The 23342-nt window shown below is 54.3% G+C and carries 22 protein-coding genes; 14 read left to right on the plus strand and 8 right to left on the minus strand.

All coding sequences use genetic code 11. The annotated features are described in order from the left end of the window. Positions 1–5 precede the first annotated feature (5 nt). The 10 genes from flgC to flgL all read left to right on the plus strand — a co-directional run bounded on the left by flgC (position 6) and on the right by flgL (position 10470). A complete protein-coding gene (gene flgC, locus RHM61_RS14295) occupies positions 6–410 on the plus strand; it encodes a flagellar basal body rod protein FlgC (protein ID WP_322247968.1) in 405 nt (134 codons plus the stop codon). A 20-nt stretch (positions 411–430) separates the two neighbouring features. After that, positions 431–1102, plus strand: coding sequence for a flagellar hook assembly protein FlgD (locus tag RHM61_RS14300; RefSeq protein ID WP_322247969.1), 672 nt, complete (start codon positions 431–433; stop codon positions 1100–1102). Positions 1103–1159: 57 nt separating this feature from the next. Next, complete coding sequence (flgE, locus tag RHM61_RS14305) at positions 1160–2515, plus strand: flagellar hook protein FlgE (RefSeq protein ID WP_322247970.1); 1356 nt, start codon at positions 1160–1162, stop codon at positions 2513–2515. A 31-nt stretch (positions 2516–2546) separates the two neighbouring features. After that, a complete protein-coding gene (flgF, locus tag RHM61_RS14310; RefSeq protein WP_322247971.1) occupies positions 2547–3287 on the plus strand; it encodes a flagellar basal-body rod protein FlgF in 741 nt (246 codons plus the stop codon). Positions 3288–3347: 60 nt separating this feature from the next. Then, positions 3348–4130: a flagellar basal-body rod protein FlgG gene (gene flgG, locus RHM61_RS14315; RefSeq protein WP_322247972.1), complete on the plus strand. Its 783-nt coding sequence runs from the start codon at positions 3348–3350 to the stop codon at positions 4128–4130. A gap of 18 nt (positions 4131–4148) precedes the next feature. Further along, positions 4149–4814: a flagellar basal body L-ring protein FlgH gene (locus RHM61_RS14320; protein WP_322247973.1), complete on the plus strand. Its 666-nt coding sequence runs from the start codon at positions 4149–4151 to the stop codon at positions 4812–4814. A 15-nt stretch (positions 4815–4829) separates the two neighbouring features. Next, the gene (locus RHM61_RS14325) at positions 4830–5963 is read left to right on the plus strand and encodes a flagellar basal body P-ring protein FlgI (protein WP_322247974.1); all 1134 of its coding nucleotides are present in this window, start codon (positions 4830–4832) and stop codon (positions 5961–5963) included. 10 nt (positions 5964–5973) lie between these two features. Continuing rightward, positions 5974–6873 (plus strand): flagellar assembly peptidoglycan hydrolase FlgJ, encoded by a 900-nt coding sequence (gene flgJ, locus RHM61_RS14330; protein ID WP_322247975.1) that lies wholly within the window; start codon positions 5974–5976, stop codon positions 6871–6873. Positions 6874–6994: 121 nt separating this feature from the next. Next, positions 6995–9247: a flagellar hook-associated protein FlgK gene (gene flgK, locus RHM61_RS14335; protein ID WP_322247976.1), complete on the plus strand. Its 2253-nt coding sequence runs from the start codon at positions 6995–6997 to the stop codon at positions 9245–9247. Positions 9248–9255: 8 nt separating this feature from the next. After that, positions 9256–10470, plus strand: coding sequence for a flagellar hook-associated protein FlgL (gene flgL, locus RHM61_RS14340; RefSeq protein WP_322247977.1), 1215 nt, complete (start codon positions 9256–9258; stop codon positions 10468–10470). 42 nt (positions 10471–10512) lie between these two features. On the opposite strand, the gene RHM61_RS14345 is transcribed toward flgL, so the two are convergent. From RHM61_RS14345 to RHM61_RS14355, 3 genes are all read right to left on the minus strand, one after another. Next, positions 10513–10779 (minus strand): hypothetical protein, encoded by a 267-nt coding sequence (locus RHM61_RS14345; RefSeq protein ID WP_322247978.1) that lies wholly within the window; start codon positions 10777–10779, stop codon positions 10513–10515. Positions 10780–10894: 115 nt separating this feature from the next. Continuing rightward, entirely contained in the window at positions 10895–13153 is a 2259-nt protein-coding gene (locus RHM61_RS14350) for an OPT family oligopeptide transporter (protein ID WP_322247979.1), read from the minus strand. A gap of 145 nt (positions 13154–13298) precedes the next feature. Then, positions 13299–14588, minus strand: coding sequence for an MFS transporter (locus RHM61_RS14355; RefSeq protein ID WP_322247980.1), 1290 nt, complete (start codon positions 14586–14588; stop codon positions 13299–13301). Positions 14589–14857: 269 nt separating this feature from the next. Here RHM61_RS14355 and RHM61_RS14360 point away from each other — a divergent pair, with 269 nt between their 5' ends. Genes RHM61_RS14360 through RHM61_RS14370 form a run of 3 tightly spaced genes read left to right on the plus strand, consistent with a single transcriptional unit; the run spans position 14858 to position 17086 of the window. After that, a complete protein-coding gene (locus RHM61_RS14360) occupies positions 14858–15733 on the plus strand; it encodes a DUF1653 domain-containing protein (protein ID WP_322247981.1) in 876 nt (291 codons plus the stop codon). A gap of 45 nt (positions 15734–15778) precedes the next feature. Beyond that, the gene (locus tag RHM61_RS14365) at positions 15779–16579 is read left to right on the plus strand and encodes a substrate-binding domain-containing protein (protein WP_322247982.1); all 801 of its coding nucleotides are present in this window, start codon (positions 15779–15781) and stop codon (positions 16577–16579) included. A 42-nt stretch (positions 16580–16621) separates the two neighbouring features. Further along, complete coding sequence (locus RHM61_RS14370) at positions 16622–17086, plus strand: (2Fe-2S)-binding protein (protein ID WP_322247983.1); 465 nt, start codon at positions 16622–16624, stop codon at positions 17084–17086. A gap of 25 nt (positions 17087–17111) precedes the next feature. Here RHM61_RS14370 and RHM61_RS14375 read toward each other — a convergent pair whose 3' ends face one another. Next, positions 17112–17498 (minus strand): hypothetical protein, encoded by a 387-nt coding sequence (locus RHM61_RS14375; RefSeq protein WP_322247984.1) that lies wholly within the window; start codon positions 17496–17498, stop codon positions 17112–17114. Positions 17499–17715: 217 nt separating this feature from the next. On the opposite strand from RHM61_RS14375, the gene dcd reads away from it, so the two are divergent. Continuing rightward, positions 17716–18285, plus strand: a complete 570-nt coding sequence (gene dcd / locus RHM61_RS14380; RefSeq protein ID WP_322247985.1) for a dCTP deaminase — start codon at positions 17716–17718, stop codon at positions 18283–18285. Between the two features lie 16 nt (positions 18286–18301). On the opposite strand, the gene RHM61_RS14385 is transcribed toward dcd, so the two are convergent. The 4 genes from RHM61_RS14385 to RHM61_RS14400 all read right to left on the minus strand — a co-directional run bounded on the left by RHM61_RS14385 (position 18302) and on the right by RHM61_RS14400 (position 23333). Beyond that, positions 18302–19219, minus strand: a complete 918-nt coding sequence (locus tag RHM61_RS14385) for a flagellar brake protein (protein WP_322247986.1) — start codon at positions 19217–19219, stop codon at positions 18302–18304. A 214-nt stretch (positions 19220–19433) separates the two neighbouring features. Next, positions 19434–21704 carry an arginine/lysine/ornithine decarboxylase gene (locus RHM61_RS14390; RefSeq protein WP_322247987.1) on the minus strand — a complete coding sequence of 757 codons (2271 nt, stop codon included), beginning with the start codon at positions 21702–21704 and terminating at the stop codon, positions 19434–19436. A gap of 233 nt (positions 21705–21937) precedes the next feature. After that, complete coding sequence (locus tag RHM61_RS14395) at positions 21938–22738, minus strand: MipA/OmpV family protein (protein WP_322247988.1); 801 nt, start codon at positions 22736–22738, stop codon at positions 21938–21940. Positions 22739–22760: 22 nt separating this feature from the next. Then, positions 22761–23333, minus strand: a complete 573-nt coding sequence (locus tag RHM61_RS14400) for a DUF4337 domain-containing protein (protein ID WP_322247989.1) — start codon at positions 23331–23333, stop codon at positions 22761–22763. Positions 23334–23342 lie beyond the last annotated feature (9 nt).

The following is a 23342-nucleotide window of genomic DNA, read 5'->3' on the forward strand; positions in this document are numbered from 1 at the left end:
TCATCATGTCGCTGTTTAATGTTTTTAATGTAGCCGGTTCGGCGATGAGTGCTCAGGCACAGCGTCTGAATGTGGTCTCGAGTAATCTGGCCAATGCCGACAGCGTGACGAGCTCGAACGGGCAGCCATATCGCGCCAAGCAAGTGGTGTTCAGTGCCACGCCAGTCGAAGGTACCAGTTCGACCGGGGTCAAGGTTTCCCAAGTGGTCGAAGATGCCACGCCGCCCAAGTTAATGTACGACCCCAAGCATCCGCTGGCAGATGAAAAAGGCTATGTCGCGATGCCGAATGTGAATGTTGTTGAAGAAATGGTCAATATGATATCGGCCTCGCGCTCCTACCAAGACAATGTCGAGACCATGAATTCGGCCAAAGCCATGTTATTAAAAACGCTCACCCTGGGTCAGTAAGACTCATTTAGGAGAAATGAATGTCCACGATACAAACGAATACGGTTGATTCCTCTTTGCTGACCACAATGAATGGCAAGACCTCGACCGCTACGTCGGTGCAGTCGGCACAAAATCAATTCATGACTTTGCTGACCACACAGATGAAAAATCAAGATCCCTTGAATCCTATGGATAATGCCCAGGTGACTAGCCAGCTAGCGCAATTGTCAACGGTGACCGGGATCAATCAATTGAATGCCTCGGTCAATAGCCTCAACAGCAACTTTCAAGCCAGTCAAAACTTACAGTCGGCCAATATGATCGGTCATGGCGTGCTGGCACATGGGAATACACTCAACTTGACCAGCGGTAAAGCCGTGTATGGCGTGACGATGCCACAAAATGTCAGCAATGCCTCGGTGGCCGTGACTGATGCCTCCGGCGCAGTGGTGCGCATGATTGCCCTCGGTGCGGTGGCTCAAGGTACCAACAGCATGAGCTGGGATGGTAAAACTGATAGCGGTGCCACGGCACCCGACGGTAACTATACCTTCAATGTCAGCGCCACCAATAACGGCGTCACTGTCGCGCCAACTAATTTGGAATTCGGTATGGTCGCTAGCGTTTCTTCGAGCGCACAGGGGGTGAAATTGAATCTCGCCAGCAATATGGGCGCGATTAATGTCAGTGATGTGGTGCAAATTTACTAAAACATAGAGGCCCGCATTGCGGTGCCGGTTTGAGCTTTCATCTCAGGGAGAAAAATTATGGGTTTCCAACAAGGTTTAAGTGGCTTGAATGCCTCATCCAAGCAGCTCGACGTGATTGGTAATAATATTGCCAATGCCAATACAGTCGGTTTTAAACAGGCGCAAACGCAGTTTGCCGACGTCTATGCCAATTCGCTCAGTGGTGCAGCCGCGAACACCGCCGGTATCGGTGTGCGGGTGGCGGATGTGGCGCAGCAATTTACACAAGGTAATATCAGTTCTTCGAATAACCCGCTCGACATCGCGATCAACGGCAATGGCTTTTTTCGTATGAATACCAATGGCGCGATCACGTATTCGCGCAATGGTCAGTTTCAACTCGATAAAAACGGCTACATCACTAATTCGAATAATTCGCAACTGACCGGCTATGTGGCCGACGTCAACGGCGTGCTCTCGACCGGTGCGGCCGCGCCGATCAATATCAATACCTCTGATATCGCGCCGGCGCAAACCAAGGTCACGAATGCGATCATGAATCTTGATTCGACCGAAAACGTCCCGGGCACGCAATTGCCGGTAACGACGCCGCCGGTGATCACGCCGATCGCTTTCGATCCGGCCACCCCGACTTCATATAATAATGCGACCTCGACCACGGTGTATGATAGTCTCGGTAACTCGCATGTGCTGCAAACCTTTTATGTGCGCGTTGATCCGGTCACCACGCCGCCGGCCACGGCCGGAACGATAGAGTGGAATGTCTACGCGACCGTTGATGGGAATCGCTTTGATGCCGCCGGCGCACTGACGCCGACCGGCACGGCGGCGACCCCGATCGGCAAGCTGGCCTTCAACAATCTCGGTGCTTTGCAAAGCGCGACGCCATCGTTTTCGGCCACCAGCCCAGAGGCACTTAAGATGATCGTGCCGGTCTCTTCCGGTGCGGTGACGCCTATCAATACCGCCGCCATTGCGATCAAGTTTGATTACACCAGTACCACCCAGTTTGGTTCAACCTTCAGTGTCAGTACCATGAAGCAGGATGGTTTTGCTTCGGGAAAATTATCGAAGTTCAATACCGGCAAGGATGGCTCCATCGTCGGCAGTTACACCAATGGTCAGACCAAGGTGCTCGGTCAGGTGGTATTGGCATCGTTTACCGATCCTAACGGTTTGCAATCGTTGGGTGGCAATCAATGGGCCGAGACCGCCGCTTCCGGTCAAGCCCTGACCGGCCCGCCGAATTCCGGCAGCCTCGGGGTGTTGACCTCATCGTCGACCGAAGATTCCAACACCGATCTGACCGGCGAATTGGTCAACATGATTACCGCGCAGCGTATTTATCAAGCTAATGCGCAAACCATTAAAACCCAGGATCAGGTACTGCAAACGCTGGTCAATCTGCGTTAATGCCTGGTTTGCTGATTGAAGGGAAACTGCCGTGGATCGTTTAGTCTATACCGCCATGACCGGTGCCAGTCATATTTTGGAACAACAGGCGACGGTGGCACATAATCTTGCCAACGTCTCGACCACCGGTTTTCGCGCGCAACTCGATTCGTTTCGCGCAGTTCCAGTGATTGGTGGTGAATTGCCGACGCGTGCCTTTGTGGTTGATGCCACGGTCGGGGCCGATTTTTCCGGCGGCAGTTTGCAGTTGACCGGGCGCGAGCTCGACGTGGCGATTCAAGGTTCCGGCTGGTTGGCGGTAGAAAAGCCCGATGGCTCGGAAGGCTTGACGCGCAACGGCAGTTTGAAAACCGATGAAAACGGCGTCTTACAAACCCAAGATGGTTTGAATGTGTTGGGCGAAGGTGGCCCGATCACGATACCACCTGGGGTGGGGGTGACGATAGGGAAGGATGGAACGATTTCCAGCATCCCCAGCGGTTCGCAACCGAATTCCATACAGGTAGTCGGGCGTTTGAAACTGGTCAATCCACCGGAATCGAATATCGTGCGCGGCGACGACGGCTTGTTTAAAACCAAAGATGGCAGCACCGCCGATGCCGATCCAACGGTCAGCGTGGCTGGCAGCATGCTCGAGAGCAGTAATGTCAATGCGGTGGAGTGCATGGTGTCGATGATTAATCTCGGTCGCAATTTTGAAATGCAAATGAAATTGATGACGAATGCCGAGAACAACGCGACAAAAGCCACGCAGATCCTGTCTTTGAGTTGAGATCGACTGGTGCATACTGAATACTGATAATTGGCCGTCAAGGGTCAAGGGAGAAAACAAATGATACGTTCCTTATGGATTGCCAAGACAGGTTTGGATGCGCAGCAAACGCAGATGGACGTGATTTCGAATAATCTCGCCAACGTCAGTACCACCGGTTTCAAAGGTTCGCGCGCCGTATTCGAAGATTTGTTATACCAAACTTTACGTCAACCGGGTGCCCAAAGCTCTCAGCAAACACAATTGCCATCGGGTTTGCAACTTGGTACCGGGGTGCGGCCGGTTGCGACTGAACGAATTTTTACTCAGGGTAATTTGCAGCAAACCGGTAACAGCAAAGACGTGGCGATTCAGGGCGACGGTTTTTTCCCGGTCCTGATGCCGGACGGTTCTACCGGTTACACGCGCGATGGCTCGTTTCAAAGTGATAATCAAGGGCAATTGGTGACGGCCAGTGGCTTCGTGGTGCAACCGGCGATCACGATTCCGGCCAATGCGCAAAGTATTACCGTCGGACTCGATGGTACGGTGTCGGTAACCCAGCCCGGCTCGGTGAACCCAGTACAGGTCGGCTCTTTGCAACTGGCGACTTTCATCAATCCGGCCGGTTTGCAAGCCTTGGGTGCGAATATGTATGCCGAAACCGCCGCTTCCGGCGCACCAGCGACGAATACACCGGGCACCAACGGTGCCGGTTCGTTGGCGCAGAATTACATCGAAACCTCGAACGTGAATGTCGCTTCCGAACTGGTGAATATGATACAGACCCAGCGTGCCTACGAAATGAACAGTAAAGCGATCACCACATCCGATCAGATGTTGACGCGTTTATCGCAAATGTAAAGTGTGACAGGAGCCGCCATGAGAAACAGTGTCTATTGTATGTTGTTGTGCGCCGCCGGCTTAAGCGCCTGCGCCGTCACGCCAACGCCTATCGTGCGTCAGCCCATGAGTTTGCCGGCGCAATCGGCCAAGCCGCTGCGCGAAGTCAATGGAGCGATTTTTCAGACTGCTTCGTATCGGCCTTTATACGAAGATGCTAAGGCGCGGATGGTCGGCGATGTCTTGACGATTAATCTCAGCGAAAAAACCACGGCCGGTAAAACTTCGGCGACTTCGGGTAGTAAATCGGGCAGCGTCTCGTTCGCCACGCCGCAGATTTTCGGTATGCCAGCCACAACCGCTGCGCAAGGTGGTTTGAAGGTAACGAGTGCGAATAAATTCGGCGAAGCCGGTGCCGAAAATGCCAGTAATAATTTTTCCGGCACGATCACCGTTACCGTCATCGATGTCATGCCCAACGGGAATTTGATCGTCAGCGGCGAGAAGCAACTTGGCTTTGACAAGGGTGGCGAGTTCGTGCGTTTTTCCGGTGTCGTTAATCCGCAAACGATCGCGGCCGGCAATGCATTATCGTCGACCCAAGTGGCTGACGCGAAATTTGAATACCGCTCGACTTCGCATCTCGATCAAGCGGAAATGACTTCCATGCTGACGCGCTTTTTCCTCAGCTTCCTTCCCCTGTAATTAACTGGCAGAGCCATGACTATCTCGTCCCTATCCCGTTACGCTGTTGCTGTGCTTCGTCTGTGTGCCGTCGTGGCGCTGGTCGGCACGGCCAGCGGTGCCGTGCATGCCGAGCGTCTGAAAGACCTCGCCGGCGTGGCTGGGGTGCGGCAGAATCAGCTGCTTGGCTATGGTCTCGTGGTCGGGCTCGATGGCAGTGGTGATCAAACCACGCAAACCCCGTTTACGGTGCAGAGCATCGTCAGCATGCTACAGCAAATGGGTGTGACGCTGCCGGTTGGAACGAGCTTGCAACTCAAAAACGTTGCGGCCGTCATGGTCACGACCAGCTTGCCCTCGTTTGCTCAGCCGGGCCAAACCCTTGATGTCACGGTGTCATCGATGGGGAATGCAAAAAGTCTGCGCGGCGGGACGCTGCTGATGACGCCATTGAAAGGTGCCGACAGTCAGATTTATGCGATGGCGCAGGGCAGTGTGCTCGTCAGCGGTGTCGGTGCTTCTGCCAACGGCAGTAAAGCCCAGGTCAATCATCTCGATGTCGGCCGTATCGCCGCCGGTGCCACCGTCGAGCGGGCGGTGCCGAATGCCTTGGCGCAGGGGTCCACCATACAGTTGGAACTCAATACCTCCGATTTTTCCACGGCCAGTCGGGTGGTGGACGCGATCAACCGCCGCTTCGGTGCCGATACTGCCGCCGCACTCGATGGCCGCGCGATCCAAGTGAAAGCGCCGCTCAGTGCCGATCTGCGAGTAGCATTTCTCGGTGCATTGGAAAGCATTGATGTCACGCCGGCGCAAACCGTGGCCAAAGTCATACTCAATGGCCGTACCGGTTCCATCGTCATGAACCAGGCCGTTACGCTCGACGCCTGCGCGGTGGCGCATGGCAATTTGTCGGTCGTCATCAATACCGATAACAGCGCCAGTCAACCGAATGCCTTGGCTGCCGGACAAACTGCAGCGGTGGCCAATTCCACCATTACCATCGCCAAAGATGCCGGGCAATTACAATTGTTGAAAGCGGGGACTTCCTTGTCCGACGTGGTGAAGGCGCTCAACTCTATCGGCGCCACGCCGCAGGATTTGCTGGCGATTTTGCAGGCGATGAAAGCTTCCGGTGCCTTGCGCGCGGAATTGGAAATCATATAAAGGCCGTATCATGATTGCAGGACCCGCTCTTTCCGATCAAAGCCTGGCCATAGACTCACGTAGTCTCGATGGCTTGAAAAACACGGTCAAAGATAATTCGCCGGAATCGATCCGCGCCGCCGCCAAGCAGTTTGAAGCCTTGTTCATGAACATGATGCTCAAGTCTATGCGTCAGGCCGGTGGTCAGGACAGTCCCTTCGATAACGAACAAACGCGCACCTTTACCTCGATGCTCGATCAGCAACTGACGCAAAAAATGGCGGACCGTGGGGTTGGCTTGGCCGACGCCTTGGTCAAGCAAATGACGCTCAATGCTGGCAATAAGGTGTTACAAGCTACGCAAGATGGCTCTGTACCGGCATCGAATGCCCGCGCCATCGACAGTTATCTCAAGAACGTCAAATTAGATCAGCCGGCGTCCACCGCCAGCAAGACCGAAGCCAGCATCGAGAGTCCGGCGCGTGAATTCCAGAAAAAACTCGCGGCCCATGCCGAAGAAGCCAGCAAGACTACTGGTATCCCAGCCAAATTCATGCTCGGCCAAGCCGCCTTGGAAACTGGTTGGGGTAAAAAGCAAATTAAAACCGTCGACGGCAGTGAGAGTCACAATGTGTTCGGCATGAAAGCCACCTCCGCTTGGAAGGGCAAAACGGTGGACGCCGTCACAACCGAATACGTCAATGGGGTGGCGCAGCGCCGCGTGGAAAAATTCAAGGCTTATGACAGTTATAGTGACGCCTTCAAAGATTATGCCCATATGTTGTCGAATAATCCACGTTACAGTAATGTCATCGCCAATTCCAAGGATGCCAGCAGCTTCGCCGTCGGCATGCAAAAAGCCGGTTATGCCACCGATCCGCAGTATGCCAACAAGCTCAGTCGTTTGATCAAACAGAACCTTTCCGCTTGAGGAAAGCTTTTGTTTTGGCATTATTCCTCAATAACATTAAAGTTTTTCCCGATTGCACCGACAACATAGTGTTCGGTGTTACTTTGTACATCGGCACATCAGCACATAGATAGGTTGAATCATGGGTGTAAATATTCTCAACATCGGGCAATCGGCGTTGGCTGCAGCGCAATTGGGGATCAGTACTACCGGTCAAAATATTGCTAATGCATCAACTCCTGGTTACAGTCGCCAAGTGACGATTCAAACCGCCAATCCCGCGCAAAATGTCGGCGGCAGCTTTGTCGGGCAGGGCGTGTCGGTGAGTCAAATTCAACGCCAGTATGACCAATATATCACTTTGCAAGTCAATGCCGCGACCACATCTAAAGGGCAGGCCGATGCCTTTCTATCTCAGATCAATGGTTTGAATACGACGGTGGCCGACCCGACGGCCGGTGTGTCGCCGGCTTTGCAGACCTTTTTCAATTCGATACAAAATCTGGCCACCAGCCCGAATGGCACAGCCGGTGCTGCGGCACGTCAGGCAGCGTTAGCTTCGGCGCAATCTTTGGCCGGTCGTATCAATGGTTTGCAAAACCAAGTCAACCAAATCAGTACCGATGTGAATGGGCAGATCAGCTCGGCCGTGAGCACCATCAATGGCTATGCCACCCAGATTGCCCAATTGAATGATGCGATCAGCAAGGCGCAGGGCGGTTCCAGCGGCGGACAGCCGAATGATTTGCTCGACCAACGCGATCTGCTGGTGACCCAGTTAAGTAAGATGACCTCGGTGTCGGTGGTTCCGCAAGGGAGTCAATTTAATGTCTTTATTGGTAACGGTCAGCCGCTGGTGATGGGTACCGTGCCAAATCCCTTGCAAACGGCGATTTCCCCGACTGATCCGACGCGCATCGAAGTGGCCTATGTCTCGAACGGCGCAGTGGTGCCGATTCCGGAAAACGGCTTACCCGGGGGTACGCTGGGCGGCTTGTATGATTTTCGCAGCAATGTACTGGACGTTACCCAGAATTCGATAGGTCGGGTGGCGGTGGCCGTTGCCACGGCCATCAATGAGCAGCAAAGCCTTGGACAAGATCTCAACGGTGCCACCGGCACGAATATTTTCAACATCAACCCAGTGGTGTCGACGCCCAATGTCACCAACGTCAGTTCAGCCCGTATCAGTGCCTCGATCACCAATGTTGCCGCGCTCACGACCAGTGATTACAATTTAAAATTCGCCGGTGGTAACTACGTCGTTACGCGCATGTCGGATGGGGTCACGCAATCGTCCGCGAGCTTGCCGATTAATTTTGACGGCGTCAATTTTCAATTATCGCCACCACCGGCTGCCGCGGTACCGGCGGCTGGCGACAGTTTCTTGATTCGTCCGACTGCCGGTGCCGCTTCCAGTTTCGCGGTCGCCTTGACAGACCCGAATAAATTCGCGGTCGGCACGCCCTATTCGACCAGCTTCCCCTCGACCAATACCGGCACTGGAAAAATCACTGGCGGCACGCTCGATTCCGCCGTTGCCGCTGCCAGTACATCGTTGACTGCCAGCATCAGTGCGGTGAAAACCGATGATTCCTTCGCCGCGAGTGCGGTCAGCACGCCGGTCAGCCTGACTTACACTGCCGGTACCGGTTTGAGCGGTTTCCCTGCCGGTGCCACGGTGGCGCAGACGGTCGCAGGAGTGACCACCAATTACCCGCCACCTGCCACCGTGCCGTATAGCAGTGGTTCGACCATCAGCGTCAATGGCATGAGTTTTTCCATTAAAGATAATGGTACTGCACCGAGCACTGGCGACAGCTTCACTTTGTCGGCGTCGACACCAGTAGCCACGGCCAAACTGACTTTTAACAGCGCCGCCGCGACTTTGAGCGGCTTTCCGGCGACGGCGAATGTCACCGTGACCAACGGCGCTACGGCCACGACTTATCCGGCCGGCACCGCGGTTCCCTATAGTAATGGGGCGACCTACAGTTACAGTGGTGTCAGCTTCAGTCTCACTGGCACACCGGCCAATGGTGATGTGTTCAATGTCGGTCCCAATACCAGCGGTACTGGCGATAACCGCAATGCCTTGCTGATGCAAAAAATTCAGACTCAGACCGGTCTCATCGGCGGTACCACCACGATACAGGGCGCGTATGCGCAGTTCGTCAGCCAGATCGGGAATAAAACCAATGAGGTGCAAGTCACCAGTGATTCCGAAACGGCCTTGCTGAAGAATGCCACGAATGCGCAGCAATCGGTATCGGGCGTGAATCTGGATGAGGAAGCATCGAATTTATTGAAATACCAGCAAGCCTATCAGGCGGCTGGAAAATTAATGCAACTGGCCAGCCAGTTGTTTGCAACACTGTTGACCATCGGACAGTAGAGGTTATTATGCGCATCAGTACCAGCATGCTGTTTCAGAATGGCGGCTCGCAAATCAGTGATTTGCAATCGGCCGTCAATCGTACTCAGCAACAAGCGGCATCGGGCAAGAAAATTTTGTCGCCAGCCGACGACCCTATCGGTTCGGCGCGCGCCTTGGTGATCACCCAAGCGCAGGCGATCAACGAACAGTATGGCGTCAATCGACAATATGCCAATGATAATCTCGGCATTGCCGACGGCGTGCTCGGTAATATCACCACCACCTTGCAAAATGTGAAGACCCTGATCGTCAATGCCGGTAACGGCACCTTGGCCGACAGCGACCGTGCCGCGCTGGCGACCGAATTACAGGGCAACTTGAGCTCACTGCTCAGTCAAGCCAATTCCACCGATGCCACCGGCTCGTATCTGTTTTCCGGTTTTTCGACTACCACCGCGCCCTATACACAAACCGCCGGCGGTGCCACCTATAACGGTGATCAAGGCCAGCGTTCTTTACAAGTCGATACCTCGCGCCAAATACCCATGAGTGCGCCCGGCGATCAAATTTTCGGCAATATCCGCACCTCGGCCAATCAATTCAATATTGTCTCCGGCAGCGCCAATACCGGCACGACGACGGCCGCCGCGGTAGTTGATCCGGCCACGGCAGCCAGTTTGACTGGAAATAACTATAAGATCGCATTCGACAATACCGGTGTCAATTTCACCGTCACCAACACCACGACCGGTGCCCTCGTGGTGCCGAGTACTCCGTATACCGGCGCGACTACACCCCAAGTGGTGAAGTTTGATGGCGTCAGCGTGACCTTGGCCGCCGCGCCGGCACCCGGGGATAATTTCACGGTACAGCCGGGAAATCAGAATATTTTTGAAACCCTGACCGATGCGATCAATGCCCTTAAAACCCCGGTGCTTGATTCAACCGGACGCGGTAATCTCAATAAAGTTCTCATGCAGGCGAATAATAATCTCGACGCCTCGATTAATAATGTGCTCGTCGCGCGTGCTCAGGGTGGTTCGAGCATGAAGGAAATCAGTACCCTCGACGATGCCGGTGCCACTACTGACTTGGCTTACAAGGCGAGCTTGTCATCGATACAGGATATCGATTACGCCAAAACCATCACCCAATTGACTATGCAGCAAACCACTTTGCAAGCGGCCCAGCAGTCGTTTGTGAAAATTTCGAGTTTATCGCTGTTCAATTACATCCAGTAAACGCTGGCTGTTGCGACCAGTGCTGCGCTCACTGGTCGAGCTTCAAATCTTTTCCATCTCTTCCGAATCAAGCCCGATTACATGGGTTTGCAAAATACCGTGTTCATCATGCCACTCGCGCATGACGCAGGGGTAGCCATCTTCATCGAGCGCGATGACTTTAAAAAATTGTCCGGCCATCGATTCGATCAGTATTCTTTCCTCTTCCGGAAAGCTTTTGATGAAGGCGGTGCTCAAGCTGAGCACGCGCACGATGTCACCGACGGCGACGGCTTGATTTTTAGAATCGAGAATAGGAGAGATGCTCATGCTTTTTCTGGTAAATAGATAGGTGTGCCATTGTAAGGCCAATCGGGATCAAAAAAGCGGATGCGAGTTGGGCTCGCATCCGCTTATTGTTTGCTGCTATTGCTTTTTTGTGTGCTTACGACGCAGCACGATTTTTTTCGCGCCCGACCCAGTACAACAGGCCGGCGATGAGCAGATACGGAATCATCGAGAGCGCATCGGCATGGCTGCCTTGGAAGAAAGGGTTATGCGCCAGCGCCCAAGTTTCCAGTGCCTTATCGACATGGCTCAGGAGCCCGGCGGAAAACGCAATCACAATCCCGGCCAAGGCCCCGCCGGCAATATAACCGGACGACAGCAACACGCCGGCACTGCGGTCGCCGGCTGCTTGCATTTGTTCCGGGTTTAAATCGCGGTATTGCGCCAGCTTGCTGTTACGGCGGTCAACCAACCAACGTATCATGCCGCCGATGAACAGCGGTGTCGACGACGACAGGGGCAGATACACGCCGACGGCAAAGCCGAGAGAAGGAATGCCGACCATTTCCAGAATCAGCGCGATCACCACACCGAAGAGCACCAAGGTCCACGGTAACTGGCGGTCGAGAATGCCTTTGATGATATACGACATCAAGACTGCCTTAGGGGCGTCGTACTTGGTCACTTCACTGCCATCGGGACGTTGCTTGTAACTGCCGTTGATGCCGGGATCGACCAAGTACACGACGTTGCCGTCGGCAGCCACCAAGTATTTGCCGGCCGGTGCGCCGACCGTATCGGTTTTATGCCAGACCCGATACACGGCATGGTCGGTTTCGGCTTGCGGGCCTTGTAAAGCGGCCGTTTCGCTTAAGCGCGCCGCATCGGTTTGCAAGCCCGCGGCAATTTGAGCAATCGGTACATACACCGTGCCGGCATCATTGAGTTTCAACAGGATAGGGCCAAGAATCAAGGCCGATGACAAGGCACCGGCCAGAATCGCATATTGCTGCAAACGCGGGGTGGAACCGACCAAAAAACCGGTCTTCAGATCTTGCGAGGTGGTGCCGGCATTGCTACAGGCGATGCAGACGATGGCCCCGACCGAGAGGGCGGTGACGTAGTATTGCCCACCGGTCCAACCCATCAACAAGAAGATCAAACAGGTAAATAACAGCGCGGCGACGGTCATGCCCGAAATCGGATTGGATGAAGAACCGATTTCACCGGTCAAGCGGGACGAGACGGTGGAAAATAAAAAACCGAACAACAGGATCAGCAGCGCACCGAGAAAATTCATGTGCAGCGGGGCAGAGAAGGTGATGACGGCGATAATCGCCAGCACGCCGATGAACACCCACTTCAGTGGAATATCCTGTTCGGTACGCGGCATGGCCGTGTTGCGGGCAGTTTTTTGTTTGCGCAAACCCGACAAACCGCTGCGCATGCTGCGCCAAATCGTCGGCAAGGCGCGCAGCAAGCTGATCAAGCCGCCGGTGGCGACGGCACCGGCACCGATATACAGCACGTAGGCGCTGCGAATATCATGCGGATCCATGCTGCTGATGAGCTTGGTGGCCGGCGCCAGTGGAACGCTGAGCGAATCGCCGAAAAATTTGATCAACGGGATCAGCAACATGTACGACATCACCCCGCCGGCGGCCATGCCAGCGGCAATGCGTGGGCCGATGATGTAACCGACACCAAGCAACTCGGGGGAAATTTCCGCGCCCAAGGAAGCGCTCTTGAGCGGCGCACCGAACACCACTTCCGGCGTGTCTTTCCAAGCTTTCAGAGCGACATTGACGATTTTATACAGCAAGCCGATGGCAAAGCCTTTGAAAATAATTTTGGCGCGCTGATTCGCATCTTCCTGCGCATGCGGATTGCTGTTTTCACCGGCAGCGGCACGCGAAGCATCGGTGGCGGCGGCTTTCAATACTTCGGCGCAGGCCGTGCCTTCCGGGTATTTCAATTGACCATGGTTTGCTACAATCATGGTGTGGCGCAGCGGGATCATCAGCAAGATACCGAGCAAACCGCCGAGGCAACCGACCAGCATCACACGCGATATCTCGAGGTCGAAACCGAGAATCATAATGGCAGGCATGGTGACGCCCAAGCCGAATGCCAGCGATTCACCGGCCGAGCCGGCGGTTTGCGTGATACTGTTTTCGAGGATGCTGGAATCGTTGGCACCGAATTTGTTGAAGAGCCGGAACAAGGTGATGGCGATTACCGAGACCGGAATCGATGCGCTTACAGTCAGACCGACTTTGAGCACTAAATACAGCGAGGAAGCGCCGAAAATCATCCCGAGGATGACGCCCATAATCAAGGCGCGCGGCGTCATCTCCGGCAGTTGGGCCGCTGCCGGTATATACGGTTGAAATGATTCGGATGGAGGGTTTGACATGGGAAGACCTGGTTTGATGCTCGAAAGATTCATTGCCGTAGCGATCATGAACCCGCTTGCGTGCCGCGTTGTGCCGTGCCCGCTCGTTAATATATTACAGAGCGGGCATTATCTCGCTTTTAATCACACACTTGCAATCGAGAAATCAGTTTTGTGGCATTTCCGGATCAGATTTAAGCTCAGGCAGCACGCGAATTGAGCGTATCGCCGGATGATGCCAAGCGATCAGGGCTAGCAGTAAGGCACCGCCGCCGGCAAACCCGAGCGCCGCGCGCAAGCCGGCATACTGGCCGATCCAGCCACCGGCGAGTGCGCCGGGGCCGGCTGGTATCAAGATGAGCCAGCGCATGGTACTGGTCATGCGGCCGAGCAGGGGTGCCGGCGTCACCGCTTGACGCAAGGCCAGAAAATTGATGAAAATCAGCACGCCGCCGGTCGCGAAGCACATCAGCATGAAGCCGAACACGGCAATCCCGCGGCCATCGGCCGGCGCGACGGCCGCCAAACTCCAGCCCAGCCCGCACAGGCCGATGCCGAGCACCATGCAAGGGCCAGGTCCGAGTTGGCGACTGATGCGGTAGCCGAACAGACTGGCCACGATCGTGCCCATACCCATGCCCATATAACTGAGACCGACCGCTTGCTCGGATAAGCCGAGCACGCGCGTGGCAAACAGAATTTGCACCACCAAGGCGGCATTATAAAAAAATTGCCAGGCACCAACTGTGCAGGCCAGCGCGATCAGCAAGGGCTTATGCGCAACAAATTGGACTCCGGCTTTCAGGTCGCCCCAGAAATGGCTGTCACTGCGCGCTGGAGTTGTCTCTTGCACACGGATGCCGCGTAGAATCACGGCCGAGCTCAGCAGTAGCAGGGCGTCAGCAATCAGGGCGATCGGTGCGCCCAAGATTTTGATCAAGGCGCCGGCCATGGCCGGTCCGGCGACTTCGGCACCGGAACTGGCCAGAGCATTTTTGGCATGGGCTTCGACCAGTCGCTCGCGCGGCACAATCTGGGTCAAGACGATTTGCGCTGCTGTTCCGGCGACGGTATTGACACAACCGATCAGAAAGCCAACCATATACAACCAGCCCATCCCTACCCAGCCCAACCACCACGCCAGTGGCACGCTGAGCACGGCCAGCGCGATCAGGCTTTCGCCGGCCACGTAGACGGGCAATTTGCGCACGCGGTCCAGCCACACACCGGACGGTAGCGAGAGCAAGACAAACGGCAGCGTTTCCATGAAGGTCAGCAGACCCATTTGCGTCGCGCTCGCATGTAACATCACTGCCGCCGTCAGCGGCAAAGCCAGCATGGTGATTTGCGCACCGAAGCTGCTGATGAGTATCGAGCTCCATAAGCGCCGGTATACATGATCGTGAAACAGATCGTTGGCCGGCAGTGTGAATCTTCTTTGTATGAAATTTTTCATGATTACGCTGATAATGCAGGGGGTGGTGCTTTGCGTCGCTCGCCCTTGCTGCCATACTAAGGCCAGCGCCGACGGCATCTGGGCTTGCTTGGTTCGATGTTTTTGCGCGCAGAAAAGCGTATGGCTGGCAGGAAATTTACCAGCGAATTTTATGATGCTATTTTTTTAATTTGGTTCCGTCAAATGAAAAGTTATTTTCCTTTGAATTGACGCTTAGCGCCGCGCCCGAATGGCCCGCGCAATTTGACGGCACACCGTGGATTGAGACGATGTTTGAAAAACCTGTAGTAATGATCGATTTTGAAACCTCCGGCATGAGTCCGGATCAAGGGGCCCGTGTCACCGAAGTGGCGGCGTTGCGCATACAGGGCGGGGTGGTGACGGAACGCTTTGTATCGCTGATCAATTGTGGCGTTCGTATTCCGGCTTTCATCACCGAATTGACCGGGATTACCCAACAGATGGTGCAAAAGGCACCGCCAGCCGATGTTGTTATTCCACAACTCGTTGACTTCATCGGCAGCGACGCCTTGGCGGCCCACAATGCCAGTTTTGATGAAAAATTTTTATTGGCCGAAAGTGCCAGACTGGGTCTGTCGACGCGTCACACCGGCTTGATTTGTTCGGTCAAGCTGGCGCGGCGCATTTTCCCTGGCTTGCCGAGCTATGCCTTGGGACGCTTGGCGCAGTCGCTCGGCATCCGCTTCGCCGGCACGGCGCATCGGGCCGAAGCCGATGCCGAAGTGGCGGCGCAATTGCTGCTGGCGGTGGCCAAGCGCTTACAACAACAGTATCGCGCCAGCGCGGTCGATCCACACTTGCTGGTGGCGGTGAATAAATTGAGTGCGGCGAAAGTCGATGACTACCTCAATAAGCATTACCAGTCCAGAGTCAGCGTCGCCGCCGCCGAGACGGCGACGACCCCGACCCCGGCACCCTTGCTGGCCGGGCAGCGCTTTCGTCACTACAAAGGCGGCATTTATGAGTTTGTCTGTGAGGCGACCCAAGAAGCTGATCTCAGCGCGGTGATCGTGTACCGCAGCGCTAATGGGCGAGTGTGGACCCGACCGAAAACGGTATTTTTTGAAATGCTCGACATCGATGGTCGCCGCGTCCAGCGTTTTGCGCCAACCACAGCGAGCTGAGGCGCTTCCGTGCGAAAATAGACAGCTATTTGAGGAGTGATGCTGATGAAACGTCTTATTTTTTCCGCCTTGGTGCTGCTGGCATGGAGCAGCGCCGCCTCCGCTCTCGAAGTGGTGCGCCTGTCAACTACCACCAGTACCGACAATTCCGGTTTGCTGACGGTGCTGTTGCCGGCATTTGAAGCCAGCACCCATATCAAGGTACAAGTCATTTCTGTCGGTACCGGCAAAGCACTTGAGTTGGCCAAGAATGGCGACGTCGATGTCGCCTTGGTCCATGCGCGCGCAGCCGAAGATCAATTCGTCGCCGCCGGCCATGGGGTCAATCGGCGCGATGTGATGTACAACGATTTCATTCTGGTCGGCCCGAGCGCCGACCCGGCCGGCTTGCGCGGCGAGCATGAACTGATGAGCGGTTTGCGTAAGCTCGTCGCCGCTAAAGTAAAGTTCGTTTCGCGCGGCGATCAATCCGGTACCGATCAAATGGAGCGCGCGTATTGGCAGCAGGCCGGCGTCAAACCGAGCGGCAGTGCGTACATTTCGGCTGGTCTTGGTATGGGCGAAGTATTGACCATGGCAGCCCAACTCGATGCCTACACCTTAACCGATCGTGCCACCTTCGCTGCCTATAAAGCCAAGACCGGCTTGGCCGTGCTGCTCGAGGGCGATCCGAAGATGTTCAATCCCTACGGTATCATTGCGGTTAATCCGGCGAAATACAAAGACATCAATTTTCATGGTGCCAGCGCCTTGATCGAGTGGATCACTTCGGCCGAAGGGCAGAGTAAGATCGCCAGCTTCAAGCTCGACGGTCAGCAATTGTTTTTCCCTTCGTACAAAAAATAAATCGCAGCCGGCCACCGGCCGTCACGCTACTCAGGAGATCTCATGACCACCAGTCTGCACGTCAATGGCACAGCAGTCCAATGCCAATCCGAAGCCGATACGCCCTTACTCTGGGTATTGCGCGATGAATTGGGTCTGATCGGTACCAAATTCGGCTGCGGTGCCGCCTTATGTGGTGCCTGTACCGTGCACCTCGATGGTGTTGCCGTGCGCAGTTGCCAGTTACCGCTGGAAGCCGCTGCCGGTCATCAGGTGGCCACCATCGAAGCCTTGGCGGGTACTAAAGGCCAGGCCTTGCAGCGCGCTTGGATCAAGCATGATGTGCCGCAGTGCGGCTATTGTCAGTCCGGTCAGTTGATGAGTGCGGCAGCGCTGTTGGCCAGTAATCCGCAGCCCGATGATGCCGCCATCGATGCGGCGATGAGTGGAAATATCTGCCGCTGTGGTACGTATAACCGGATTCGTGCTGCCATCAAGACGGCCGCGGCTGAAATGCGCGCGACGTAAAAAATGCCGAAGCGCGCGATTGCGCTTACTGCATTGATGGGGTTTGCTGCGGCGTGGCCGCCGGTAGCGGCTGCGCCGCTTGACTGAGGTAAGTTACTGGCTCAGTGACTTGTTGCGCAGTAGCCTTTGGCCTGGCATTATTGAGAGCAAAACTCATGACCGTGATCATCGCAACACCCAGTGCTGCCGCGGTAGCGATCATCCATTTAATCATGTCGGCGGTATTTTTATGCATCTCTACACGCAAGATGTCGGAGCTTTTTTGGATATCAGAGCGAATTTCCGCAAATTTTGCATCGACGCTTGAAAATTTGGCGTCGATTTTTGATTCTAAAGACAATATCCTGCCATCTATCCGTGTTTCTATGGTCTCAAGCCGTGAGTCTAAAAGTTCGCTAGTCACCGTAGTCATCATTCAACCATCGCTAGTTACTGTAGTCATAATTAAATAATACACAGACAGATTTATCTCGTCAAATTTTTTTTAGCCGTCCTGGGTTCCACCAGATAAGGAGTTGATTGCTGCTGCGCGCCCCTATGGCTCCCCTGCCTGTGCGGGAATAAAGCCGGATTGGACTGCCGATTTCGCGTAAAATCGCAAGCACGATTAATTGGGCAGGAGAATGGCAATGAGCATCAAATCAGATAAGTGGATACGTCGCATGGCCGCCGAAACCGGCATGATAGAACCGTTTGAGCCAGGTCAGGTACGCGAACGCGCCGATGGCCAGTGCATCGTCAGCTACGGCACCTCCTCGTATGGTTACGATATCCGTTGTGCCGATGAATTCAAAATCTTCACCAATATCAACAGCACCATTGTCGACCCGAAAAACTTCGATGAAAAATCCTTCGTCGATTTTCGTGGCGATGTCTGCATCATCCCACCGAACTCGTTTGCCTTGGCACGCACCATGGAATACTTCCGTATCCCGCGCAGCGTACTGACCATTTGCCTGGGGAAATCGACCTATGCGCGCTGTGGCATCATCGTTAATGTCACCCCGTTTGAACCGGAATGGGAAGGTTATGTGACGCTGGAGTTTTCCAATACCACACCGCTGCCGGCGAAAATTTACGCTGGCGAAGGCTGCGCCCAAGTGTTGTTCTTCGAAAGCGACGAAGTCTGCGAAACCTCATACAAAGATCGCGGCGGCAAATATCAAGGTCAACAAGGCGTGACCCTGCCTAAAACCTGAAGTCATCCCAGTCGATTCAATCCATCTCGGCCAAGGTTTGATGAACAAACGCCGAGAGGATCAGTTTCGATTGTGGCGAGACATCGACAAATTCAAAGCCATGACGGAACTCTTTGCCGTTTTCGGTGGCGGCCAGCGAACGCAGCATCACCTTGATGGATAAATATTCGTCGCTGCCGGCGGCATTGACTTTGAACTTGATGAAGCCGGTGTCGCCCTTATGGCCGAGTTCTTTCTTGATTAAGCCCGAGGTGCCGCCCATGCTGAGATCGCCAAGTACGGCAGTCGCGGTTTGTTCGGGTGCGCCTATGGTGACGGAAGCGATGATTTTCACTACCGCCCGCGCCCCTTGGCGTATTGTGGTCGAGCGCACCTGTGAGGGATAACTGAGGTGCAGGTAAGTGTGCGGGCTGTAGACATTTTTGATCAATGCCGCTGTAAACGCATAGGCTTTCTTGCCAGGGAAGGCGCGGATGATGAAGGTTTGCCCCTCGCGCAGGCTGACCGCGCGGCCGTCGATGGTCGGTGCGGTCACCAATAAAGATTTGTTTTTGACATAGCCGATCAAGCGCACCGTATAGCGCGTCGCTTGTTGGTCGTGGGTTTGCAGATAAAACACTTCGCCGACGGTCCAACGCACACTGTCGAGTTCGATAACCGATTCTTTGTTGATCTCTTCGGCAGGTTTCGCTTTGACTTCAGCCACCGGCTCGGCTTGCACCGGCGCGACGATTTTGCCAGGGATGCTGTCCCACAGATAATCGGCTTCACAATAACCAACTTCGAGCAAATGCTCGAGCTGTCGCTGATCTTCAATCAGCACGCCGGCCTCGAACAGGATGGCACCATCCTGATTGTAAATCGGCCAGCTGATTGTTTGTCCGACGAGAATGTCAGCATGCTTGAGTGACATGAGTCCTTGCAGGTCACTCATTGAGTTTATCCATCATAAAACCAGAGCCTTGTATTGATGCTATGAGCTGCGATGGTACTCCAATTCGCGGCGCCGATGAGCCTTGTGCCAAATGATATGAAATGATAAATCAGATGAAAAAGAAATGCTTGACAAAAAAATGGATGGGAGAACTTGTTGTTTTCCCATCCATTAGTTCAGCGTGTAAATGTTAAGCTTGTACGCGCTTGAGCGCTCAGCGACCACCCTCGGAAGTGGCGCGTACACAGTCAACGAAATACCCGCGTTTGCCATCGATTTCCGCCTTTACCAAGCCGTGGCAATCGGTTTCAAAGCCAGGGAAGCGCTCATTGAAATCACGTACGAAGCGCAGGTAATCGACGATGGTGCGATTGAAGCGCTCACCCGGAATCAGCAGTGGAATGCCGGGTGGGTAAGGGGTCAGCAAAATTGCCGTAACGCGACCTTCGAGTTCATCGATCGAGACCCGTTCAGTTTCGCGATGCGCCATCATGGCGAAGGCATCCGATGGCTTCATGGCTGGCTGCATGTCGGACAAATACATTTCCGTCGTCAAACGCGCCACATCATAGCCTTTGTAAGCTGCATGTATGCCTTGGCACAGGTCTTTCAGGCCCTGACCTTCGTAGCGCGGGTTGGCGGCAGCGAATTCCGGCAGGATGCGCCAGATTGGCTGATTCTTATCGTAGTCATCTTTGAACTGCTGCAGTGCAGTCAGCAAGGTATTCCAACGGCCCTTGGTAATGCCGATGGTAAACATGATGAAGAACGAGTAGAGACCGCATTTTTCCACGATCACACCGTGTTCTGCCAAGTATTTGGTAACGATAGACGCCGGAATGCCGGTTTCGCCGAACTGACCTTCGAGCGACAAGCCCGGGGTGACAATGGTGGCTTTGATAGGATCGAGCATATTAAAGCCGGCGGCCAGATTGCCGAAGCCGTGCCAATCATCTTCGGCGCGGATAATCCAGTCTTCGCGCGAACCGATACCATCAGCGGCGAACTCATTCGGGCCCCATACCTGAAACCACCAGTCTTTGCCCCATTCTTCATCAATCTTGCGCATGGCGCGGCGGAAGTCGAGTGCTTCGAGTATCGATTCTTCAACCAAGGCCGTGCCGCCTGGGGCTTCCATCATCGCCGCTGCGACATCGCACGAGGCGATGATCGAATATTGTGGCGAGGTTGAGGTATGCATCAGATAAGCTTCGTTGAAGCTGTCGCGGTCGAGCTTGCGGGTTTCCGATTCGCGCACCAGGATTTGCGAAGCTTGCGAAATCCCGGCGAGTAACTTATGCGTCGACTGGGTCGAGAAAATCATCGATGTTTTCGCGCGCGGACGGTCTTTGCCGATGGCATGCATATCTTTGTAAAAATCGTGAAAGGTCGCATGCGGCAGCCAAGCCTCATCAAAGTGCAGCGTGTCGATTTCACCATCGAGCAAATCTTTCAGTACTTCGACGTTGTACAGCACGCCGTCATAGGTTGACTGGGTAATAGTCAAAATACGCGGCTTTTTGTTTTTCGCTTCGCGCGCGAAGGGATTGGCTTCGATCTTGCGCATGATGCTTTCCATGCTGAACTCTTCGAGCGGGATCGGGCCGATGATGCCGAGATGATTACGGGTCGGCATCAGGAACACTGGAATGGCACCGCACATGATGATCGAGTGCAGAATCGATTTATGGCAGTTACGGTCGACCACCACGATGTCACCCGGAGCGACGGTAGAGTGCCACACCATTTTGTTCGAAGTCGAAGTGCCGTTGGTGACGAAGTAACAGTGATCGGCATTAAAAATACGCGCGGCATTGCGTTCCGACGCAGCGACCGGACCGGTATGGTCGAGCAATTGGCCGAGTTCTTCGACGGCATTGCAGACGTCGGCGCGCAGCATGTTTTCACCGAAGAATTGATGAAACATTTGACCGATCGGTGACTTCAGGAAGGCTACGCCACCGGAATGCCCAGGGCAATGCCATGAGTAAGAGCCATCATTGGCATAATGGACTAAGGCGCGGAAAAATGGCGGTGAGAGTCCATCCAGATACGAGCGCGCTTCGCGGATGATGTGGCGCGCGACGAATTCCGGGGTATCTTCAAACATATGAATGAAACCGTGCAGTTCGCGCAGGATATCGTTCGGGATATGGCGCGAGGTACGCGTTTCACCGTACAGGTAAATCGGGATATCGGCATTTTTATAGCGTATCTCTTCGACGAAGGCGCGCAGTGATTTCAGTGCATGATCGGTTTCGAGCACACTGCCGCCGCCGAATTCTTCATCGTCGATCGACAAGATGAAGGCTGAGGCACGTGACTGTTGCTGGGCAAATTGTGATAGGTCGCCGTAACTGGTTACGCCGAGCACTTCCATGCCTTCGGACTCGATGGCATCGGCGAGTGCGCGAATGCCGAGGCCCGAAGTATTTTCGGAACGGAAATCTTCATCAATGATGACGATGGGGAAGCGGAATTTCATGGTGGTCTCCAAAAAGCTCTGGGAAGGGAGACGCCTGGGCAAGTTGCATCAACCGCTTGCGCGCCGAAATTTTAAAAGAATCGAATTCTCTCAGATATGTGCTGCGTCATGTAAAAAAATCTGTACTTTTATGCCGGCTGTGGCCAAGTCATAGTTCTGTCACTGAGCCAGCCGGAATGAAAAAAGTGAGCACTGCGCTCACTTTTTTCATTCCGGTGCAGCCAGCAAGTCGATCAGAAGCGGTAACTCGCTGCCGAATAAACCACGACCGGACTGTTTTGGAACACGAACGGACTCTTACTGACATCGTTACTATAACGGCTTATCGTCGCACCGGTGGTGAGTGACCAATTGGTGTCGATGGTCCAGTGCCAACTGGTACCGAGTTTAACATCGGTCAAACCAGCCGATGGCGTGTATGGAGTGTAACCGCTGGCTTGTGATTGCGTCGCGTTGACACCGAAGTAAGACTGCATGTATTGGCTATTCGCCCAGTTCGCGCTGACGGTCGCGGTCAGGCGATGCTTGTCGTTCAGTTCAGTGGTCGCACGGGCGCCAAAACTGACCTGCAGGCCATTATGATCTACCCCGGAACCGTAGCGCAACGAAGTCAGCAGCGAATAATTCTGATTGATATGATAGTTGGCAAAGGCACCTGGCTCGATCGTGGTGGCGACATCACCCAAGCCTTGTAACTTACTTGAGCGCGAGACATCGCGCGCACCTTCGAGCGACATTCTCAAACCATACTGCAGATTGCCGCTTTTGGAAAAGTTATAACCGAGGCCGTTGACCGTGCTGAGAAAAAAACCGTTCTTCCAGTGCGCGTCGAATAAGGGGTAAACCGCCTTGCGGCGCTCGTTCGAACCTTGATAGCTGGGCATGAAGATAGCAGCAGCGCCGAGCGAGTAATTGAAGTCTTTCGGCAGATAGTATTCTGGAATCGTTTGCACGAACTGCGACGTCTGTGCTGACGCCGCAGCACTGAGGGTGAGCGCGGCGGCAGCCAAGGCAAGGCGGAAATAAATTGTCATGATGGTCTTTCTTCAGGCTTTCTTAAATATGTAAGGCGGCCAGCGCAGCCAGCAAAACGCCGATGCCTGCCGCCCCGTAGGAGGTCAATTGCAGCCACTTCTTTTTGGTCAGCAAGGTCATTGCTGCCAGCGAGATGGCGATCTGAATTGCCGTCATTGCCTGCGCCCAGCGGTGATGCTGGTGCAAAGCTTGTTCGGATAATTCTTCGAAATGTGACGATTGGGCTTCGAGCTCTTCCGCTTTCTTCTTAATGTCTTCTTTTTCTGACTTGTAGCGCGCGACTTCCGATTTGTATTTTTCAGAGTCAGCACCAGGCAGTACCATGGCTAATTCAGCCAGGTTTTGCTTGCTCGATTTGGACTGGTAAAAATTCCACTGGTTCGAGGCTTCGGTCTTTCTGATCGCCGCATCATTCTTCAACATGGCCGCATCGTTTTGGGTGGCACCACCCTCGTAGCCGAACAAGGCACCGACGGTGGCCAAGATCGCAGTCATGACCGCGATCCGTCCGGCGAAATCGTTATTGCCGTGCGCGGCTGCGTGCTCAACTTCGTGGTCATGCGGACCATGTACGTGAAATTCATCGCTGGACATTATTTTCCC

Source organism: Undibacterium sp. CCC3.4 (assembly GCF_034347425.1).
Classification (GTDB): domain Bacteria; phylum Pseudomonadota; class Gammaproteobacteria; order Burkholderiales; family Burkholderiaceae_D; genus Undibacterium.

Coding starts and splice junctions, on each gene's coding strand:
- RHM61_RS14370 (WP_322247983.1), top strand. CDS start 16,622: ATGACCACCAGTCTGCACGTCAATGGCACAGCAGTCCAATGCCAATCC.
- flgC (WP_322247968.1), top strand. CDS start 6: ATGTCGCTGTTTAATGTTTTTAATGTAGCCGGTTCGGCGATGAGTGCT.
- RHM61_RS14390 (WP_322247987.1), bottom strand. CDS start 21,704: ATGAAATTCCGCTTCCCCATCGTCATCATTGATGAAGATTTCCGTTCC.
- RHM61_RS14400 (WP_322247989.1), bottom strand. CDS start 23,333: ATGTCCAGCGATGAATTTCACGTACATGGTCCGCATGACCACGAAGTT.
- RHM61_RS14365 (WP_322247982.1), top strand. CDS start 15,779: ATGAAACGTCTTATTTTTTCCGCCTTGGTGCTGCTGGCATGGAGCAGC.
- flgE (WP_322247970.1), top strand. CDS start 1,160: ATGGGTTTCCAACAAGGTTTAAGTGGCTTGAATGCCTCATCCAAGCAG.
- flgK (WP_322247976.1), top strand. CDS start 6,995: ATGGGTGTAAATATTCTCAACATCGGGCAATCGGCGTTGGCTGCAGCG.
- RHM61_RS14395 (WP_322247988.1), bottom strand. CDS start 22,738: ATGACAATTTATTTCCGCCTTGCCTTGGCTGCCGCCGCGCTCACCCTC.
- dcd (WP_322247985.1), top strand. CDS start 17,716: ATGAGCATCAAATCAGATAAGTGGATACGTCGCATGGCCGCCGAAACC.
- RHM61_RS14385 (WP_322247986.1), bottom strand. CDS start 19,219: ATGAGTGACCTGCAAGGACTCATGTCACTCAAGCATGCTGACATTCTC.
- RHM61_RS14300 (WP_322247969.1), top strand. CDS start 431: ATGTCCACGATACAAACGAATACGGTTGATTCCTCTTTGCTGACCACA.
- RHM61_RS14345 (WP_322247978.1), bottom strand. CDS start 10,779: ATGAGCATCTCTCCTATTCTCGATTCTAAAAATCAAGCCGTCGCCGTC.
- RHM61_RS14320 (WP_322247973.1), top strand. CDS start 4,149: ATGAGAAACAGTGTCTATTGTATGTTGTTGTGCGCCGCCGGCTTAAGC.
- flgJ (WP_322247975.1), top strand. CDS start 5,974: ATGATTGCAGGACCCGCTCTTTCCGATCAAAGCCTGGCCATAGACTCA.
- RHM61_RS14375 (WP_322247984.1), bottom strand. CDS start 17,498: ATGACTACGGTGACTAGCGAACTTTTAGACTCACGGCTTGAGACCATA.
- RHM61_RS14355 (WP_322247980.1), bottom strand. CDS start 14,588: ATGAAAAATTTCATACAAAGAAGATTCACACTGCCGGCCAACGATCTG.
- RHM61_RS14350 (WP_322247979.1), bottom strand. CDS start 13,153: ATGTCAAACCCTCCATCCGAATCATTTCAACCGTATATACCGGCAGCG.
- flgG (WP_322247972.1), top strand. CDS start 3,348: ATGATACGTTCCTTATGGATTGCCAAGACAGGTTTGGATGCGCAGCAA.
- RHM61_RS14360 (WP_322247981.1), top strand. CDS start 14,858: ATGTTTGAAAAACCTGTAGTAATGATCGATTTTGAAACCTCCGGCATG.
- RHM61_RS14325 (WP_322247974.1), top strand. CDS start 4,830: ATGACTATCTCGTCCCTATCCCGTTACGCTGTTGCTGTGCTTCGTCTG.
- flgL (WP_322247977.1), top strand. CDS start 9,256: ATGCGCATCAGTACCAGCATGCTGTTTCAGAATGGCGGCTCGCAAATC.